This window comes from Komarekiella delphini-convector SJRDD-AB1 (assembly GCF_014831675.1).
Lineage (GTDB): Bacteria > Cyanobacteriota > Cyanobacteriia > Cyanobacteriales > Nostocaceae > Komarekiella.
Genome location: NZ_VJXY01000001.1, coordinates 496,336 through 514,555, shown reverse-complemented (window position 1 = coordinate 514,555; position 18,220 = coordinate 496,336). Strand labels below are relative to the sequence as shown.

General features: G+C 41.5%; 14 protein-coding genes. 6 read left to right on the top strand and 8 right to left on the bottom strand.

Features of this window, described 5'->3' with window-relative positions; genetic code table 11:
• Positions 1-26: 26 nt before the first annotated feature.
• The 3 genes from FNW02_RS02215 to rpmB all read left to right on the top strand — a co-directional run bounded on the left by FNW02_RS02215 (position 27) and on the right by rpmB (position 3,926).
• Entirely contained in the window at positions 27-1,376 is a 1,350-nt protein-coding gene (locus FNW02_RS02215; protein ID WP_191755943.1) for a glycosyltransferase, read from the top strand.
• A gap of 133 nt (positions 1,377-1,509) precedes the next feature.
• The gene (gene htpG, locus FNW02_RS02210; protein WP_191755942.1) at positions 1,510-3,498 is read left to right on the top strand and encodes a molecular chaperone HtpG; all 1,989 of its coding nucleotides are present in this window, start codon (positions 1,510-1,512) and stop codon (positions 3,496-3,498) included.
• A gap of 191 nt (positions 3,499-3,689) precedes the next feature.
• Entirely contained in the window at positions 3,690-3,926 is a 237-nt protein-coding gene (gene rpmB, locus FNW02_RS02205) for a 50S ribosomal protein L28 (RefSeq protein ID WP_191755941.1), read from the top strand.
• 114 nt (positions 3,927-4,040) lie between these two features.
• Here the strand turns inward: rpmB and FNW02_RS02200 are convergent, their stop codons facing one another.
• From FNW02_RS02200 to FNW02_RS02185, 4 genes are all read right to left on the bottom strand, one after another.
• Positions 4,041-4,745: a DevA family ABC transporter ATP-binding protein gene (locus FNW02_RS02200; RefSeq protein ID WP_191756047.1), complete on the bottom strand. Its 705-nt coding sequence runs from the start codon at positions 4,743-4,745 to the stop codon at positions 4,041-4,043.
• A gap of 158 nt (positions 4,746-4,903) precedes the next feature.
• Positions 4,904-6,058: an ABC transporter permease DevC gene (devC, locus tag FNW02_RS02195; protein WP_191755940.1), complete on the bottom strand. Its 1,155-nt coding sequence runs from the start codon at positions 6,056-6,058 to the stop codon at positions 4,904-4,906.
• Between the two features lie 169 nt (positions 6,059-6,227).
• Positions 6,228-7,652 carry an HlyD family efflux transporter periplasmic adaptor subunit gene (locus FNW02_RS02190; RefSeq protein ID WP_191755939.1) on the bottom strand — a complete coding sequence of 475 codons (1,425 nt, stop codon included), beginning with the start codon at positions 7,650-7,652 and terminating at the stop codon, positions 6,228-6,230.
• Positions 7,653-8,519: 867 nt separating this feature from the next.
• Entirely contained in the window at positions 8,520-9,281 is a 762-nt protein-coding gene (locus FNW02_RS02185) for a phycocyanobilin:ferredoxin oxidoreductase (RefSeq protein ID WP_191755938.1), read from the bottom strand.
• 201 nt (positions 9,282-9,482) lie between these two features.
• Between FNW02_RS02185 and FNW02_RS02180 the strand changes: the two genes are divergently transcribed.
• Positions 9,483-9,704, top strand: coding sequence for a hypothetical protein (locus tag FNW02_RS02180; RefSeq protein ID WP_191755937.1), 222 nt, complete (start codon positions 9,483-9,485; stop codon positions 9,702-9,704).
• A gap of 87 nt (positions 9,705-9,791) precedes the next feature.
• Here FNW02_RS02180 and FNW02_RS02175 read toward each other — a convergent pair whose 3' ends face one another.
• Together FNW02_RS02175 and psbP are read right to left on the bottom strand one after the other, a co-directional pair.
• Entirely contained in the window at positions 9,792-10,385 is a 594-nt protein-coding gene (locus FNW02_RS02175) for a Maf family protein (RefSeq protein ID WP_191755936.1), read from the bottom strand.
• 65 nt (positions 10,386-10,450) lie between these two features.
• Positions 10,451-10,996 (bottom strand): photosystem II reaction center PsbP, encoded by a 546-nt coding sequence (gene psbP / locus FNW02_RS02170; protein WP_191755935.1) that lies wholly within the window; start codon positions 10,994-10,996, stop codon positions 10,451-10,453.
• 173 nt (positions 10,997-11,169) lie between these two features.
• On the opposite strand from psbP, the gene FNW02_RS02165 reads away from it, so the two are divergent.
• A complete protein-coding gene (locus FNW02_RS02165) occupies positions 11,170-11,793 on the top strand; it encodes a hypothetical protein (protein WP_191755934.1) in 624 nt (207 codons plus the stop codon).
• Positions 11,794-12,226: 433 nt separating this feature from the next.
• Positions 12,227-13,585, top strand: coding sequence for an endoribonuclease (locus FNW02_RS02160; RefSeq protein ID WP_191755933.1), 1,359 nt, complete (start codon positions 12,227-12,229; stop codon positions 13,583-13,585).
• A 137-nt stretch (positions 13,586-13,722) separates the two neighbouring features.
• Here FNW02_RS02160 and FNW02_RS02155 read toward each other — a convergent pair whose 3' ends face one another.
• Together FNW02_RS02155 and ftsY are read right to left on the bottom strand one after the other, a co-directional pair.
• Positions 13,723-15,135 (bottom strand): SpoIIE family protein phosphatase, encoded by a 1,413-nt coding sequence (locus FNW02_RS02155; RefSeq protein WP_191755932.1) that lies wholly within the window; start codon positions 15,133-15,135, stop codon positions 13,723-13,725.
• 1,233 nt (positions 15,136-16,368) lie between these two features.
• Positions 16,369-18,042 carry a signal recognition particle-docking protein FtsY gene (ftsY, locus tag FNW02_RS02150; protein WP_191755931.1) on the bottom strand — a complete coding sequence of 558 codons (1,674 nt, stop codon included), beginning with the start codon at positions 18,040-18,042 and terminating at the stop codon, positions 16,369-16,371.
• Between the last annotated feature and the right edge of the window lie 178 nt (positions 18,043-18,220).

Sequence of the window (18,220 nt, the reverse complement as noted above, 5' to 3'; positions counted from 1 at the left end):
GTTATCCTGTTTCGGAAGTGCCCATCATGAAAGCAATCCAAGCTCTTGCTCGTTATTTCCCGGATAAATGTGGTGGTATTCAAGTAAACCTGAATGAGCTGCTGCCGCAATTGCGATCGCATAATATTGATATCAAAATAGCAGCGGCTAGTAACGGTTCCCAAAAGGAAGATAGTTATAAACATAACGACATAGAAGTTTATCGATATCCTGTCTTTCCAGTACCTAAAACACAACCCAATCATGGACAATTTCCACATGGGAAATTTGAATATTTTGCTAATTGGTTAACCAGTCAAAAAGCAGATATTTACCATCAACATCATTGGGAAACATATTGTGGATTGCCTCATCTGCGTTTAGCTAAAGAATTAGGCATGTCAACAGTGGTAACAATCCACTATCCTCTACCTATTTGCCAACGAACTACCTTAATGTTTAATGGACAACAAGTTTGTGATGGCAAAATTGATGTAGTGCGTTGTTCCCAGTGTGCCGATACTTTAAGCAGTAAACTACCTGCGGCAATGGTCAAAACTTTGAGCCATTTGCCTATGTCTGTCCTAAGTCAATTACCTTTACCCACAAGTGCCTATCTGCCTGCTTCAGTAGACGAAGAATTAGGGCGGTTTGTACGTCCATTTGTCGTACCTGGTTATGTCACTGCCCGTCAACAAAGTTTACTAGAAATGGCAAAATTCGCTGATCGCATCATAGCAGTGTGTGATTGGCTCTATAAAGCTCTACTCATCAACGGCATCCCTGAAGAAAAACTTGTTCTTTGCCGCTATGGAATTGGTTACGCTACACAAGAAAAATCACCACCAGCACATGAGCAATCTGTCCCTTTAAAAGTAGTTTTTTTAGGACGCTGGGATATATATAAAGGCATCGATATCTTAGTACAAGCAGTTAAAGATTTACCTGCGGAAATTCCCATTGAGTTAATAATTCATGGAATAGCGCAGGATGAACGATATCGCCAAACAATTTTTAACTTAATCGACAACGATCCTCGGATTCGTGTAGAAAAACAACTAACAAGAGAAGAACTGCCCAAGGTTATGGCTAATTACGATATACTGGCTGTGCCTTCTCAATGGCTAGAAACTGGCCCTTTAGTCGTACTAGAAGCCCATGCCCTATCTTTACCTGTAATCGGTTCCAATTTGGGCGGTATTGCAGAACTGGTAAGACATGGCATGGATGGTTGGTTAGTAACTGCTAACGATACCAAGGCTTGGACTGAGAGCCTTCGGCTATTAGCAACAGATGCAAATTTACTGAATAAATTACGTCAAGGGATTAAACCAGTTCGTACTCTAAATATGCAAGCTGCGGAAATAGCTGCCATATATAACAAGCTGCAACGGTAGTTTCAACAGCATTTATGATTGATGGTAGTGAAATCCGAATAAAATTAAGAGGCATTCCTTACCTAAGACAACAGAGGAATCGCGGAAAATTGATCCTCAGAATTATCTCTGCAACTAACACAGACGGATAACCATGCTAGAACAAGGTACTATCAGTATTCATACTGAGAATATTTTCCCAATTATCAAGAAGTCGCTCTACTCAGATCACCAAATCTTCTTGCGGGAACTGGTATCCAACGCTGTAGACGCCATTCAAAAACTGAAAATGGTATCTCAAGCCGGGGAGTATAGTGGAGACATAGGCGAACCAGAAATTGAAATCGCCATCGACAAAGATAACAAGACCCTCTCTATTTCCGACAACGGTATCGGCATGACAGCAGAGGAAGTGAAAAAATACATCAATCAGGTTGCCTTCTCCAGTGCTGAAGAATTTATTCATAAGTATCAAGGCAAATCAGATCAACCAATTATCGGTCACTTCGGTCTTGGCTTCTACTCCTCGTTCATGGTGGCGCAAAAAGTTGAAATTGATACCCTTTCCTACCAAGAAGGAGCCCAGGCGGTTCATTGGACTTGCGATGGTTCCCCAGAATTTACCCTAGAAGATTCACCCCGTACAACTCGCGGCACTACCATTACCCTGACTCTGCAAGGAGAAGAGGAAGAATTTTTAGAGTCAGCACGGATTAAAAATCTTGTCAAGACCTACTGTGACTTTATGCCAGTGCCAATTAAATTGGAAGGCGAAGTCTTAAATAGGCAAAAAGCACCGTGGCGTGAGTCACCAAGTAGTCTGAGTCAAGAAGATTATTTAGAGTTTTACCGCTATCTGTATCCTTTTCAGGAAGAACCGCTGTTGTGGGTGCATCTGAATACAGACTATCCCTTTATCATCAACGGTATTCTGTATTTTCCGAAAATGAAGCCCGATGTAGATGTTACTAAAGGGCAGATTAAGCTATTTTGCAATCAAGTTTTTGTTAGCGACAACTGCGAAGAAATTATCCCGCAATTTTTAACACCGATGCGGGGTGTGATTGATAGCAGTGATATTCCTTTGAACGTTTCGCGTAGTGCATTGCAAGGCGATCGCACCGTGCGGCGAATTGGCGACTACATTGCCAAAAAAGTAGGCGATCGCCTCAAAGAACTGTTCCGCGACAACCGCGAACAATACATTAGTGCTTGGAAAGACCTCGGAACTTTTGTAAAATTTGGTGTTCTCAACGACGAGAAATTCAAAAAACAAATCGAAGATATCATCGTTTTTCGCACCACAGCTAAACTTACAGACAAACCTGCTGCCGAAACTCCAGCAGTTGAGGTACAGTCTTCAGAAGGGGATGCGTGGCAAGATGTTACTCCTGCATCCAATTCTGAGAACTCAGTACTTAGCGCTCCCTATACGACACTAAAAGAGTATTTAGAACGCAACAAAGAACGCCACGAAAACCGGGTTTTCTACAGCACCGATGAAGCAACCCAAGCTACCTACGTAGAACTGCACAAAAACCAAGGTTTAGAAGTCCTATTTATGGACTCCTTCATCGATACCCACTTTATCAACTTCCTAGAGCGGGAATATCAGGATGTCAAGTTTACACGAGTAGACTCCGACTTGGATAATACCTTGTTGGAAAAAGACAAAGCTGCGGAAATTGTTGACCCCACAACTAACAAAACCCGAAGTGAGGTCATCAAAGAGTTATTTGAGAAATCTCTCAACAAACCCAAACTCAATATCCGTACCGAAGCTTTGAAAGCCGATAATCCCCAAGGAACACCACCTGCGATCGTGCTACTACCAGAGATTCTCCGCCGCCTGCGAGAAATGAATGCCATGATGCAGCAGCAAACAGCCGAGTTTCCCGAAGACCACATTTTACTGGTGAATACTGCTCACCCGCTAATTCAAAACTTAGCGAATCTCAATCAAGGCAGTATAATCCAAGGTGACGGTCAATCGCCTACAAATCAGTTGGTGAATATGATTTGCCAACACGTCTATGATTTGGCGCTGATGTCCCAAAAAGGGTTTGACGCTGAGGGAATGAAATCTTTCGTTGAGCGCTCAAACGAAGTACTCACCAAGCTGACGGAACAAGCTAGTAAGTAGGATAGGGACTGGGGACTGAGGACTGGGGACTGGGGACTGGGGAGAAATTTTTGATTTTCACCTCTGCCCCTCTACCTCCCCTGCCCCTCCGCCCCTCTGCCCCCACTCCCTCACTCCTTCCTTAACTACTTCCGCTGCCTAAGTCCTAAAATGGAAAGGCTGTATTCAAAAACTAACTGGAGATAGTTGCTATGTCTCGTCGCTGTGAACTAACTGGTAAAAAGGCAAATAATGCCTTTGCCGTTTCCCACTCCCACCGCCGCACAAAACGGCTTCAACATGCCAATCTGCAAAACAAGCGCGTTTGGTGGCAAGGTGGTAATCGGTGGGTGAAACTGAAGCTGTGTACTAAAGCAATCAAAACCCTAGAAACGAAAGGGTTGGAAGCAATGGCAAAAGAAGCTGGTATTAACCTGAACCATTACTAGACTGTTCAGCCAGCGCACCAGCACCAAACCCTAATCCCTGGGCTGAAGAATATTCTCCCTAGTCGCCTCCCCCTTTTGGGGAGGTTTTTAAATTTTGATTTTAGAATCGTGTTATTAACTGATAACTGCACTTTGGGAATTACGGGCTAAAAGACCATCTTCCATTTCTATGATGCGATCGGCTATATCTAAAATGCGGTTGTCGTGCGTTACTAACAAGATAGTAGTTCCCTGCTCTTTGGCAAGGCTCTGCATTATTTCTACGACATCGCGTCCTGATTGTTTATCTAAAGCTGCTGTTGGTTCATCTGCTAGCACTAATGGGGGATGATTCACCAAGGCGCGGGCGATCGCTATTCTTTGTTTTTGTCCACCAGAAAGATTGTCTGGATAATAATTAATTCGTTCTTTTAAACCAACAGCCCCCAGCATACCTTCTGACTTAGATACTGCCTCAGTTTGAGAAATATTTTCATTCAATTCCACTGCCATTTGCACATTTTGCCTAGCAGTCAAGAATCCCAGCAAATTATGAGCCTGGAAAATATAACCAATTTTGCGCCGCATCTGCACCAGCTTGTTCTGACTGACACCAAATAGTTCTTCACCTAAAAATTTCAAGCTTCCCTCTTGTACAGACCGCAAACCACCAATCAAGCTCAGTAATGTTGTTTTACCTGACCCTGATGGCCCAGTCATAATTACAATCTCTCCAGCATAAATATCTAGGTTAATGTCAAATAAAATTTGTCTTTTCAGTGCACCTTTACCATAGTAGTGATTCAGATTTTTAATGGTAATTACTGGCTCTTTTTTCATCATAAAATTAGGAGCTACAAGTTAGCTTTTTTGAGACAATTTAGTAAGCTTGAGAATTTATATCTCAACTATAAATTATGATTCAAGATTTTTATTATCTGTTAATAATTAATCTTGAATTTATAATATTCATAATTAAAGATAGCTTGTAATTTTAATTAAAAGATATCTGCTGGATCAGCAGAGCGTAATTTTCGTACAGCGATCGCACCAGAAATAAAGCACATTAAAATAGTCATAATTAACACCATAACGGCACGACCAAAGCTCATAAAAACTGGTAAAAGTGTAGCCTCTCTAGCTCTTTGATAAAGAAACATCGTAAAAGTAAATCCAGGAATATATCCTAAAACTGCTAACAATAAAGCTTCTTGTAAAATCACAATCAACAAATATCTTTGTGTGTAGCCGATTGCTTTAAGAGTGGCATACTCAGCCAAATGCTCTGTAACTTCTGTATAAAGTATTTGATACACAATCACAGTTCCCACAATAAAACCCATGATTGTCCCTAGCGTGAAAATAAATCCGATCGCCGTACCACTCGCCCAGTAATTCCGCTCAAAGTCAATAAATTCTTGCTTAGTTAAAACATTAATGTCTTTAGGTAAATAGTTACGTAAATTTTGGACAACGACTGTAGCATTTGCTCCCGGTTTCAGTCTAATTAGTCCAATATCAATTAATCCTCGCTGACGATTGGTAAATATCCGTATAAAGTTAACATCGCTCGTGATTAAATTACCATCTGCCCCAAAGGATGCACCTAATGTAAATAGTCCTTCTACTTTAATTTGCCTCCTTCTGACTTCTGCTGTTACTATCTTTCCTTGCTCAAAATTAGCCGCAATTGGGCCATACTCAACTCTAGAAGAACGGTCATATAAAACTACATCAGGTAGTTTAATTTTATCTAAATTTTCTTGAACTCCAGGTAAGTTTAACAAGTTAACTTCTGGATTAATTCCAAAAATTAGGATATTACGAGGACGACCAGTTACAGGATTTTTCCAACTTGTATAGTCCAAATATATCGGATGGACTGATTGTACTGCTTGTAAATCTAAAGCCTTATATAATCGCCGTTGGGAAAAACTTTTCATCGCCAACAGAGCGTTAGATTGACTGTTGATTAAAACAATATCGCCCTGCAAGCTAGTATGGAACCGAACGTTACTATAATAAAGAGCATCTCGAAAACCAAGTTGCATAAACATTAAAATATCTGCAAAGGCAATTCCTGCCAAAGCCACGGCTAGGCGAGTTTTTTCTCTTGTCAATTGTAGCCAAGATAGAGGTATTTTTTGATTCATTTTCTAGGCTTTTAAGCAGGTAGTATTTAATTCATAAAGCATCAATTATAAAACGCTTAAGTAATGATTTTTAAAATTATTTTGCTGACTAATAATTATGATTATCTCCATTACAAATAATACAAGTATTGCAGTAAAAATAAATCATTACTGCTCACCTATAACTTGATTAGATATTAATTTCGACAACCACTTTAGCGTAGGTCAATCCAGAAACTAGTTGGCTATCTTCTGGAGACAGAGCGATTTTAACTTCTACAACTCTGGCATCCACATCTGCTGCTGGATCTGTATTCAACACATCCTTTTTGCCTATTTTTCTACCAATCTCAGTGACGGTTCCTTTTAATTCCCCGTTAAATGCTCCATTATCACTGGTGATAGTAGCATTTTGACCAACGCGCACTTTACCAATGCCGTCTTCAGGAACTTCAGCAATCACAAACATCTGATTAGTTTGTCCAATCTCAGCAATGCCATTTGAACTGATGGCTTCGCCTGATTTTGTATGAATTTTTAAAATTTCTCCAGCAATTGGTGCTTGAACATAGCTCAACTTTAGCTCTGCTTCTGCTTTTCTGACATTTGCGATCGCATTGCTAACTTGGGCTTGTGCTACTTGTGAGTCAGTCGGGCTAACTTCCAAAATTCTGCTCAGTTTGGCTTTTTCTTCGTCGATTTGCCTTTGCACAGTTGCTACAGTTTTGTCACGGTTAACTCTGGCTTCGATTAGCTGCTGTTGCAAAGTTGCTAAATTTGTGATCTGATTAGCTCTAGCTTCGGCAAGTTGCTGTCGTAGAGTTGCCAATGTTTGTCTTAAAGTAGCTTGGCTTTCGACAACTTGCTGATTAGAAGTTATGGCACTGAGGCGTCTTCTATCCCGTTCTTGCTGGGAAATCGCACCTTCTCGGTATAACATATCATATCGTCCAGCATCGACTTGGGCATTGCGTTGCTCGGCTCTGATCCGTGTAATTGTCGCTCTTAAAGTATCTCTTTGCCCAACCAGCTCAGCTTCTAGGCGATTCACCATTGCTTGTTGAGCGATTTTTTCCCCACTTAACTGGGCGGCAATCCGAGCGATTGTTGCTTGTTGAGCATCCCTTTCCCCACTTAACTGAGCTTGTAGTCGAGCAATAACTGCTCTTTGAGCTTGAATGTCTCTTGGTGAACCCGCTCTTACTTGAGCTAAATTCGCACGAGATTCTTGCAGTTTGGCTTTTGCCTCTTCTACTGCCGCTACTTGGGTATCGCGGTTGTCCAAAATCGCAACTACTTGACCTTGCCTTACCCGTTCACCCTCTCTCACGAAGATTTGCTGAATTCGTGAAGATGCTGCTAATCCTCCACTTGGGGCAGACAGTTTAACGACTTCTCCCCGCGGCTCCAAACGGCCAACAGCGCTAATGCTATTGGCAACTGGCGCTACGGGTACGGGCGTAGTTAGTTTTCTTAACTGCTCGATTTTGGCTGTACCTAGTACTCCAGCGGCGATTACTATCGGCACAGCTACAGCAATGCCCCACCAAATCTTTGCTTGTTCATGATTAAGTGGCTGCTCGCTTGGTTTTGGCTTCTCAGTCACCCTTGACATGGTATGTTGCCCGTCTATCTGAATTGTGGTGATGGCAGTAAAAAAAATGAGTTAAGTGCAGTTAAATTAGTTAGTCAAAAAGGGTTTTTAGTAAACAGCCAGTTGCATAGGAGAAACAACAGTGGTTTAAAGCTGGACGTTGCTTCAAATCCACTGCTTGATGAATGCTCAACACCATAGCTTTGCGAAATAGCGTTTTGTGTTTGCTGGCTATTAATTAAGCTCATCCCATTCCTAAAAGGGAATGGGATAACACGTTGACAGTTGACTGTTAACTGTTAACCGTCAACTGTCAACGGCGTCAGGGCGTCTTTCATTACCTACCGAGAAGAAATGGGTTTTCCCGACGCCTTTTTATAAATTTGAGTCTTATGGAGACGTGAATATGATGGCAGTTATGAGAATCCACCAAAAATATTCGTGACGGAGTTCCCTAGTTTTAAGCTATGGGAAGTAAGCCACAGGTGAATTTATTGGCTGTCAAATATCTTAGACAAAGCCCTTAATTATCTGATATGCAAACACCTTGAAATAAATAAAGGCACTGTTTAACCTCGCAGAAATAGTTACACCAGTGAGCGAGGAATAGCGCGTATTTAGTAAACACACTGTTGCTGTTGTTGGAAACGATTTTGTTGCCAAAGCAAGTCTTCCTTCAGTAAGTCAGCGACCAACTAAAAAATTTTTCTCAACTTGAGCATTCTTAACATCACAGTTTCCTTAATTTGGTCAACTTGTAGCAGGGCTGAAAGCATCTTTGGCTATTTGCTCCAAAAAACTTGCTGCTTTGATTGCTGCTTTGGGACTCCATCAAACTCTCGTTGAATGAATTCTACATTCATCAGTTACGGGAAAACGTAACAGAGCCTACAGATGGGGAGAGGGAGATGATGAATCTGGGAGGTCAAATAAAACTGTGGTCATGTAATGTTCTGCCCAAGCTGAGCCAAAGGCTTTTTCCAATACGCGGCGGGTTTTGTCGTTTTGCTGCTGTTTGGTGCAGTAGTTGTGTTGTCCAGCAAGATTTTGCGTTACTTGTTCAGGCGAAACTGGACTAGAGGCGATCGCCTGGGTGCAATGAATATCTAAAAAATCACCCACGCGAGAGAGAAACATCGTTTCTTCTTCTGAAGAACCTGGGCGCACAAAAATACAAAAATCTGAAAAGATATTTCCCCATTCCGGTAATTCACGAGGTTGGGAAAAGTTAAGGGTTGTTAACGCCGTCAATGCAGAAGTATAAGATGCTGGTAAGACACGCTCTATGTGAACAGGTGAAAGGTCTGCGATCGCCGCACTAATTTGACCCCTACCCGCAACTAAATCACAACCAAACATCGGCAAGTCATATTCTGGACGCGGAAACATCACACAGTGCAAAATATCCAGCATATTTCCTACTTTTGCCAGTTCCAAGTGGATTTTTCGGAACTGGGGAGTTTGGTAACAGCTGTTTTGAATTATTAGTTTTTCGCCCTCTAATCTACCTTCTACATACCCTAACTCAGCAGGCAACTGGTAAGGCGACAGCTCCAAGTGCTTATGCCAAGCTGCCTCAATGCAATCAGCTAGCTGACGAATTAGGGGATGTTGTTGCTCACGCAGTGAGGGAATAGAAGTAAATGACATGTTCTACTGAGAAATGTTATCTAGTTGCCAGTCTACAGCCTGCTGTGCCACACCTGTTCTAGCTTGCAATATAAGCAAACACTTAAACCCAGCCAACGTAAAGTTATGAAACATTGACTTTCCAATAATATTATTTATTTTGTAGTCTAGGTTACAGAAATAATTTTTAATTAGTCCATGAGCTTAGACTAGTACACAGCTATGAAACTAGATTCTAATAGACCAGATTTTGCTTTACAAGCAAGAAGACACAATTTGGAAAATATGCAGCTAAAAGCTTCTACTTGGGTAGAGCTTTTGCAACTTCCTAACCTATATAGTTTTGATGAAGCACTTTTATTGTGTGCGGTTTCTGAAGACGAGTGGCTGGTTTGGATTCCAGATCATGGGGAAGCGCTGCTGCACAGGAGACAATTTCGTTAAGGGTCAAGAGTAGAGACGCGATTAATCGCGTCTGTAGAAGGGTCAAGGGTTAATATTTTGGATTCTGGACTTTGTGTAGCGGTTAGACTATCGCCAAAAATCAGTAACATCGTATCCTAGTTCCGCTAACATGTGCCGCAGCAGAGGTAAACTGAGTCCAATCACGTTGCTGTGACAACCTTCGATTTTTTCGACAAATAGACTGCCAAAACCTTCGAGGGCGAAAGCACCAGCACATTTGAGGGGTTCACCTGTGGCTACATAGGCAGCAATTGCGCGATCGCTCATTTGACCAAAGTAAACCCTTGTCACTTGGGATTTAACTATGGTGCGGTTTTGAGAAAGGTCAATCAAGGCATGACCTGTGTACAAGTCGCCAAAATTACCTTGCATCACCTGCCAACGAGCGATCGCTTCTGAGGCGTTTGCTGGTTTGCCATGAATCTCACCATTGAGTGACAAAACCGAATCACAACCCATAATCAAAGCTGATTCAAACTGCGGTACGACAGTTTCCGCCTTGCACTGGGCGAGAGTTTTGACCAATTGTGCAGGCTCATTTAATTGAATTTGCGACTCATCAAAATCACTGGGTCTAACTATCGGTTCAATACCAACAGTTTGCAGCAAGCGGCGTCGCGCTGGAGAAGCAGAAGCAAGTACAAAGGGTAGAATTCCCATAGAGAACTAGGGGAGATAAAAAGACAAAAAGACTTTTACTTAAACAAATGACAAATGACAAATGACTAATAAACAGAAAAAGAATTCACAACATTGTCAATCATACGTTTAACTTTCTGCCAACGCCTTTCAGGAATTGAGGCATTCAAGGTGAAAAGTTTACCACGGCTAACAGCAACGCTGGCGATGTTGTGTCGTTCTTGCTGATTGGGAAGTTTAACCTCATACTCCAGAAGGTAGTACGTTTTACCGTCAACTTCTCGCTCAACGGCATTGACCAATTCAGCTGAGCGACCAGAGTCAGGAGGAGCTAGAGCAGCTTTTCCTAACTTATATCCTACTTCTGTGGGTGTCCCTAGTTCTGGCAACGTTTTACCTTCTGGAACGGGACTAATCACCACAGATACATTTTCAGATATCTCAATCAAATCGTGAAATACCACATCTGGGCCGTTAGCAACTTTAACTTGCACCCAGCCGTTAGGATATAAAAACTCATAGCCATCATTAGTGTCTACAAAGCTTTTGAGTCCAGCCGCAGCCGCTACACCAGAATTACTCAAGCTGAAGCTCAACACCAATAGCAAAATCAATGCAATTCGTTTCCACATTTCTATAGATTCCTTTAGGCTGGAGGCAACACAATGCCAGCATCATTTCTCGTTTTTATTCTCCCATCATCAGGGACGCTTCGGATGACGCACTAGATTGGGACATGGGAATATGAGGGAAGCAGAGGGGAATTTTTATAACTCCTACCTCCTATCTCCTGACTAAACAAATTATGCTGATAACTAACGAATTGCGCTGGTTCTACCCTGGCACAATCCCGGAAGACATTAAACTTTGGTTTCAGCAAAACTGTCTTGTTGACCCATTTCAATCACCAGAATCAAGAGAAGATTTGTATCTCTACTCACCAGGGTGTGATTACATGGGGATAAAACTGCGACAAGGAAGGCTAGAAGTCAAATGGCGTCAAGCAGAATTAGACTTAGTACGTTTTGGGGAATTAGCAGAGGGTAGAGCAGAAAAATGGGGTAAGTGGCTGTGTTGCGATTCCACAGGAGAAAGTTTCCAGCCTGCAACAGTTTTAGACAACGCTTCGTGGGTGAGTGTGCAGAAAGTTCGTTATTCACAACTTTATCAAGTCTTACCCGACTCTTCAGTACAACCCGTTGTAGGCAATGAGAACATAGATAACCCTTGTACTGTGGAAATCACACATCTAGTGATTAGGGACAATCCTTGGTGGAGTATTGGCTTTGAAGCTTCCGGCGAGGATGTGTGCTTGATGGATAATCTTCAGACAACAGCCAGTTCTATATTCAATACTTATCAGGGGTCAAGATTGGGGGCTGCGGATTCTTATGCTTATCCTCATTGGCTAGGGCTTGTTTATCGGTAATTACTGACAAGGCAAGCAAAATCACCCAGTGGGGTACTGCCATGCCTAACAACACTGAGCCATTATTGGTGATGGTATTACAGTTTGTAATAAAAAACAACTGTCGATTACGTAGTTATACTTTAACTTAGAGAACCTGAGCGAAAGCCTAATCATGAGTAAAGTATTAGACCATTGGTGGCGATCGCTAATACCTTAATTTCAAAATGCGGTAGTTCACAACTATCTGATGCCTAACCGATTAATTGCCTTTGCAACCGATAAGGTCACGCCCATAATTCAGATGATACACCTGTAATTACCGTACTTTAAATGAGTTAAATAAGGCATTTAATTTTTAGATACGGAGATGTTCAGCTAAACTTTAGAAAAAGTTTGGCTACAGGCTATTGACATCAAGCTGGTATTTATAACAACAACAGGAGATACACCCGTGAGCGATATCTATCAACAGATCTGGAATAGCGACAAGAATGGGTTCTCAGTCAGTCTGAGAAGTGGAGACGGTTGGAAAAATCCCGATGCTGATATTCTCCTTGATTTACAGACAGAAGCAAGTGGTAAAACTAATATTGACTTAGCTACTCAACCTCTATTTTTCCAGGTAAATGAGGAAAAGTTAAATGGTCAAACTTATACCACCTTTGTCCAACTCCTAAACAATTATGTTGCCAATTTTCGTGCAGATGAAATTTTAACTACCGAAGAACAGGAAGAAATCGAAAAATTTCTTGATGCCATTCTGCCCACTGAACCGATGAAGCTGGCATTAGAATATATCAATCAAGAATTGGGAGAAAATCTTTCACAGCAAAAATTCCGAGCCAGACTCAAACAGATTTGGTTTGAGATGTATACCAACTACTACAAAGGCAAATCTACTCATTTCTGTTCTGGTTTTGAACATGTCTTTGTTGGAGAAGCGAAGTTTGACGAAAATTTCAGAAGCACTAGAGATAGAACACAGAACTTAGGAGAAATTTCTGGTTATCACTCCTGGATTAAGTTCTACTTTGATGAAAAAATTCGTAACGTCAACTTTCTCGGCTATAAATATGATTTGCAAGGTGATGAAATACCAAATCATCCAAATGTGATCACCTTGCAAATGTTACAGTATCTTACTAATATGCGAGGCGAAGTTATCGCTCAGTTGTTTAAGAAAAAAGGTGGATTTTTTGTCGGTTCTAGTCCAGAGTCGGAAATTGCAATGGGAACAGTTGTTTACTTTGAGAGCATAAATGACAGAGTAAAGCAAGACAAGAGACGTACTATTATCAATAGTGGCGTCTACGATTTAGTCATATACCGCAATATCAAATCTGATGGTAGTCGCGGAGATTTTATTCGTTCATTCTTCCCTATATTTCTCGGTAACGAGGGGACGGAAACACTTCCAGATGTTTCTAAAGAGCGTCCTGATGTGGAGGTTGTGCCAATAGAAATCAAAAATAATCAGCCAGTAATAATTGTAGAAGCGTTAGCAAATCCTGTAGGAGCAGAGGACATAGGAGAGTGGGTTAAGTTGCAGAATGTGACAGATAAACCGATTGACTTAACAAGTTGGGAGATGCGCGATAAAGCAGCTCGTCCTCAACCATTGAGTGGTATTCTTCAGCCAAACGAAGTTAAGCAGTTTGCAATTACCCGCTCTAGTTTGAATTCGATGCAACTTAGCAACAGATCTGGATTAATCACTGTAAACGATCAACAATCTAAAGTTATCGCCGTTGTTAGATATAACCGTGCTAATAGTGATGAAATTATACGTTTTGAAAGGACAACAAGTTGATATTTTTAGACCAATGCGTTTGAGTTTCGTTCTTCAATCCAATATTGTCAGGACTTTGCTGGGTTACGTTCTCAACCTGATCTACACAAGTTGTAACTAATTTACTAGTCCACAAGTTATAAGTTATTAGCTAATAACTACTGGCTACTAACTGTTGGGTACAGAATTTGTAAAACAACTAGTGTCATATCATCTGTGTTTTGCTTATCAGAACCGATGAATTGCTGAACTTGGTCAAATAGGTAATCCACAATCTCCTGTGGGCCATTACAATACTTACAAGCTGTGTTGAAAGCAGTAATAAAGTTGTCTTCGTCGAAGCGATCGCCACCTGCGGCAGCAGCATCAGTCAATCCATCTGTATAGTAAATAATTGTGTCTCCAGGCTCTAACTGTGCCTGGGCATCCTCATATTGGCTATTAGCATCTAAACCGATTAGCATTCCCAAGGTATCCAGACGCGTAACAGCTTTTGTAGCTGCGTGCCACCACAAAGGAGGATTGTGCGCCGCATTGCTGTAAGACAAAATTTGGCTTTCAGGATTATATTCTGAGTAAAATAACGTTACAAAGCGGTGGGAATTTTCCAAATCCGCATACATGACGCGGTTTAAGTTTTGTAAAATTCCTGCTGGAGAATTACCATGTAGTACTTCTCCTCGTAGCATTCCCCGCATCATAGTCATGATCAGCCCTGCGGGAACGCCTTTTCCCATGACATCCCCAATTACTAAACCCCAACGCCCAGTTTCCACACTGCTTTGAGTAGTTGGCTGAATCTGATTGTGATTGGTGGGAATAAAGTCGTAATAGTCTCCGCCAACACGATTAGCAGGTTTACAGCGTGCGGCGAGAGCTACACCAGGAATTGTGGGGCATTGACGTGGCAAAAGTCGTCGTTGAATTTCTGCACCAATTTCTAGTTCTTGGTCTAGACGTTCTTTCTTTCTTAGTTCTACGGCTAGTTCATCGTTTTCAATAGCTACCGCTGTTTGATCTGCCACTAACCTAACTAACTTCTGTCTGGTTTCTGTCCAGCTATATTCAGGATCGCGGCTCAAGACGTACAGCCATCCCCGTTCTGTATGCTTAACCAAAATTGCCGTGCCAAAGATTTGCACATCTGGCCCCAAATAGCGATGCATTTGGTCATCCAAAATCCCTGTAGCCGCTGCTAAAGGAACAGTGTTAGGCACAAGTGTAATCTGACTGCTAGCTGTTTCCAGCGCTTTGCGGATATTTTTACGCTGGCGACTATCTTGCCAGTGTAGTTGCTCTAACCTGACTTGACCATTAGGTTTGTAGAGAAACAGAGCACTGCCGTCCGCATCTGTAACCCGTGTTGCCATCAGCGGAATCAATTCTAAAAACTGATTCAAATTATTGAAGCTTCTCAGGGCAAATCCTAAAGAACTTAGTAAATCTTGGATTTTATTTTGTTCCCGATGCAACCGCGCCACGAGTTCTTTCAGCGCCACTACTGGTGTGACATCTGTCGCGGCACTACTATTGCTGTCAGTGGGTTGAGAGGGCAGTTGAGACACAGGCACAGGTACTATTGCACTTGATATCGGCAGATTTTAGACTTATAAATCCTTTGGCGTCGGCATTGCTAAACCATATTGAGACAAGGATTGTCACTTTAGCAAGAGTATAAAGACGTAAGGTGTAACTTTTATGAGTATTGTATTTGCTTATTGCATTTCTTGCTCAATATTAGAAATTTTAGGTAATGTATTTTTAATCGAAATTCCATCTGTAAAAATCAGTAATGCTAGCGAGACTCTAGAAAATTTTTCATTTTTTCATAACTTAATTCCCAAATCATATATCTCAAGTTATAAAAATACTTTGATAGAAGAATAATATATAATCCTTTCAGAGTAAACGTTTAGGCTGAGGAATGTGTTTAGGGAGTTGTGAGAGAGGATCTACATAGGCACTTGTATAACTTTCTAACGCTCATATCATAAGTGAGAAATAGCAAATAAGCTTTTAAAGATTTAATTTATATATCATGATTCCCAGGATACTTGCCAAATTGTGTTTCCCACTTTTTCATTTGTCATTTATTAACTTTTTAAGTGCTCAGAGGTGTATTTTAGCTCACTCAAAAAATAATTAGAACATACATCTTGTATCAGAGTCACTAAAATTCAGTTGAAGCTTAAATTTTAAAAGCCTTTCAATGGATAAAAGCTATACATTGCAGGGCTTTTAGTCAGTTGAGATTAAGTTAAGATATTAGCCAAAGATTTATTTTAAAGAGGTCTTTAGTACGTAGTAAAATCTCAAAAAAAGTGATTACACAAAATTTAGAAAAAGCATATTTTCAGACCTCTAACTCAAAAGCCAGAAAGGTTGTTATGGTTTAGCGATCGCACTTCAAACTTTTAAATTTCCTCTAGAGAATATTTACAGACACTTTTGCAGGCAGAAGCCGGGAATACACATGTCAGTGTTGACCCAGCTTACTTACATCAATTCACGTTTGGAATCCATTAGTAAGGACAACTATCCAAAGTTCTGCTCGAACTTCTCTGTATTGCAACTAAATCAGAGTGCTGCTATATTTAAAAACCCATTTAGGGCGTAAAAAAATAGCATTAGTTTGAAATTTTATCAAAGTCACCCGCAAGTAGCGATCAACCCATGAAATTAGGGCTTACACTCTTTCCAGCATTTTGTTTGTAGTTTATCCAAGTGATAATACCAGATCAGTAAGCCCTAAATTTATGAGTTTGTAAAGAGAAAATCTTAACTACAATTTTTCAACTAGCCACTTAACCACTCAATAGCGCTTCGACAAACTCATAGCTGGAAAAAGGGCGTAGGTCTTCGATGCCTTCGCCAGCACCAATGAAGCGAATGGGTAAACCCAACTGCTGCACAACGGCAAGGGCTACACCTCCTTTAGCAGTACCATCTAGCTTAGTTAAGACAACACCACTAAGTTGAGCGGCTTGGGAAAAGACTTCGGCTTGCCGCAATCCATTTTGCCCTAAAGTGGCATCTAGAACCAATAGTGATTCTACTTTGGCATTTGGGGCTTTTTTGTCGATAATGCGACGGATTTTACTAAGTTCATCCATCAAATTTTTCTTATTTTGCAGTCGTCCAGCAGTATCTACTAAAAGTAATTCCGTTTGCCGTGCTTGAGCAGCTGCGATCGCATCAAACACCACTGCTGCCGGATCTGTATTCTTTCCAGGATTAGCAATTACTTCTACACCGCTTCTAGTACCCCAAACTTTCACCTGTTCTACAGCAGCAGCGCGGAAAGTATCTGCTGCTCCAATCAAGCATTTATAGCCAGATTTCTGGGCTAGGTGGGAAATTTTACCGATGGTAGTAGTTTTACCAGCACCATTCACCCCGGTGATTAACCAAATATTGAGAGTATCTTTTTCTGGGGTAAAAGTAGATTTGTAGGATGTTTGGCTCGGTGCATCCAACATATCCCGCAATATTTTTTTCAGGAAAGCGATCGCCTCATCTGGTGGGGTAACTTCTTCTCGCAGTTTTTTCTGTAGGGCGTTGATGATCAAGTCTGTCGCCTCCACACCCACATCAGCTTGCAGGAGTAACGCCTCAATTTCCGTCACAGCGGCTTGGTTGAGCGGCCCTTGACCAACAATCGCCTTCAGTTGGTTCAGGATACCACGACGAGTTTTGTCTAAACCTTGGCGGAGCTTTTTCAGCCAGGTAATTTCTTCAATAGAAACATCTTCTGGACGCCTACCTTGAGCGGCCAAAACTTCTGCTGACCACACAAATCCTTCATCAAATGTCAAGCCGGGAATTTCTTCTGTTGTCTCTGGTGCAGTTGCAGCTATTGGCTGAGCTACCTCTGGTTCTGGGACTTCAATCGCGCTGGCGATCAGTCGTTCCTGTCTGGCTTGCCGTTCTGCGGCGGCTCGTTCTAAGAACGATAAATTGGCTGGCGTTGTTGGTTCAGTTTCACTCGCAGTTAGTTCTGGGCTAGAGACATCTAGCTCATCGAAATTGGTTGCACTTTCTTCATTTGTACCAGCAGGTTCCTCACTCGTTGTTTGGGCAATATCAATAACTGCTGCTTCCGGCTGTAACGTTTCTGTCGCTGCTTTAGGAGCAGTTTCTAAAGTAATGCCAGTAGGTTCCTCAGCTGTTTCTTGTGCCGTTTCCGTTACCTGCGTTTGTAGAGTTTCGGCGGTCTCAGGTTGTTCTAGTGAAGCTTGAGTATCTGTTAAATCAGGCGGAGTTTCTTCTACATGAGATTGTTGTTTTTGCTGGATATTTTTGTAGGCGGCTTTAGCAAATGCCAACAAATCCGCGCCCGTGTCTTGTGTAGTTTCTAGCGTTGGCGTTTCGGCTGGCTCTGTTTGGGGTTCTTTAACAGGAGAAGTTTCTTCCTGTTTCTGCTCAGAGGGAGTTTTAGAAGAATCGTTATGTTGACGACGGAACCAATTAAAAACCATTGCAACAGTACTAGTTGTTATGTGAGTTATAAGTTATGAGTTATAAGTTATGAGTTTAATTTAACTGTGTACTCTTTCCTGGAGTGAAAACCCCCAGGTTATCCTCACTTTTCAACGCTAGTTTGACAAGAGTCGCTACAACGACGGGCAGAACCCTCAAAAGTTCTGAGAGTCGAAA